The organism is Aeromonas sp. QDB54 (genome assembly GCF_027707385.1).
GTDB lineage: Bacteria > Pseudomonadota > Gammaproteobacteria > Enterobacterales > Aeromonadaceae > Aeromonas > Aeromonas hydrophila.
This window is the reverse complement of sequence record NZ_JAPCIT010000071.1, coordinates 1-1,553: the sequence shown is the minus strand read 5'-3', so window position 1 is coordinate 1,553 and position 1,553 is coordinate 1. Positions and strand designations below refer to the sequence as shown.

The 1,553-nt window shown below is 65.2% G+C and carries 1 pseudogene; it reads right to left on the bottom strand.

The window, feature by feature from the left end:
- Positions 1–33: 33 nt before the first annotated feature.
- Positions 34–1,553 (bottom strand): annotated as a pseudogene (locus PG881_RS23830) (Tn3-like element TnAs1 family transposase); the annotation flags it as partial.

Sequence of the window (1,553 nt, the reverse complement as noted above, 5' to 3'; positions counted from 1 at the left end):
GGGGAGCCCGCAGAATTCGGAAAAAATCGTACGCTAAGGTTTTCCGGGCATCCGTAAGGGCCGAAACTTCCCGTCTTCCAGTCTGCGGCTCTGCCGCCAGACGTAATCGCCGGTTAGGTTGATGTGCTCCCAGCCCAGCGGCGACAGGAATTGCAGCAGCTCGCCGTCCACCGGCTTGCCGGCCTCGACCAACCCCTGGGTGGCGCGTTCCAGGTACACCGTGTTCCACAGCACGATAGCCGCCGTCACCAGGTTGAGGCCGCTGGCCCGGTAGCGCTGCTGCTCGAAGCTCCGATCCCTGATTTCCCCAAGGCGGTTGAAGAACACCGCCCTGGCCAGCGAGTTGCGCGCCTCACCTTTGTTCAGGCCGGCATGCACGCGGCGGCGCAGTTCAACACTTTGCAGCCAGTCCAGGATGAACAGCGTGCGCTCGATCCGGCCCAGCTCGCGCAGGGCCACGGCCAGTCCGTTCTGGCGCGGGTAGCTGCCGAGCTTGCGCAGCATCAGCGAGGCGGTGACGGTGCCCTGCTTGATCGAGCTGGCCAGGCGCAGGATGTCGTCCCAGTGGGCACGCACGTGCTTGATGTTCAGGGTGCCGCCGATCAGCGGGCGCAACGTCGGGTAGGCTTGCACGCCCTGCGGCACGTACAGCTTGGTTTCGCCGAGGTCGCGGATGCGCGGCGCGAAGCGGAAGCCTAGCAGGTGCATCAGGGCAAAGACGTGATCGGTGAAGCCGGCCGTGTCGGTGTAGTGCTCCTCGATCCGCAGGTCGGACTCGTGGTACAGCAGGCCGTCGAGCACATAGGTGGAATCGCGGACGCCGACATTCACCACGCGGGTGCTGAACGGCGCGTACTGGTCGGAGATATGGGTATAGAACAGCCGTCCCGGCTCGCTACCGTACTTCGGGTTGACGTGCCCGGTGCTCTCGCCCCGGCCACCCGCGCGGAAGCGCTGGCCATCGGAGGATGAGGTCGTGCCGTCGCCCCAGTGGGCGGCAAAGGCGTGGCGATACTGGTGGTTGACCAGCTCGGCCAAGGCCGCCGAATAGGTTTCGTCGCGGATGTGCCAGGCTTGCAGCCAGGACAGCTTGGCGTAGGTCAGGCCGGGGCTCGACTCGGCCATCTTGGTCAGCCCGAGGTTGATCGCATCACCGAGGATTGCGGACAGCAGCAACGTCCTGTCTTTGGCCTCGGCCCCGTCCTTCAAGTGGGTGAAGTGGCGGCTGAAGCCCGTCCAGTCGTCCACGTCCATCAGCAGTTCGGTGATCTTGATGCGCGGCAGTAACTGGCTGGTTTGGTCGATCAGCGCCTGCGCCCGATCCGGCACCGCCGCATCCAGCGGGGTGATTTTCAGCCCTGACTCGGTGAGGATGGCATCGGGCAGCTCGTTGTCCTTGGCCAGGCGGGTGACGGTGGCCAACTGCTCGTCCAGCAGCTGCAAACGCTCTTCCAGGTACTGGTCGCTGTTCGGGTTGATCGCCAGGGGCAGGGCCTGCTCGCGCTTGAGTGCGGCGAACTTCTCGGCCGGCAGCAGGTAGTCGTCGAAGTCGC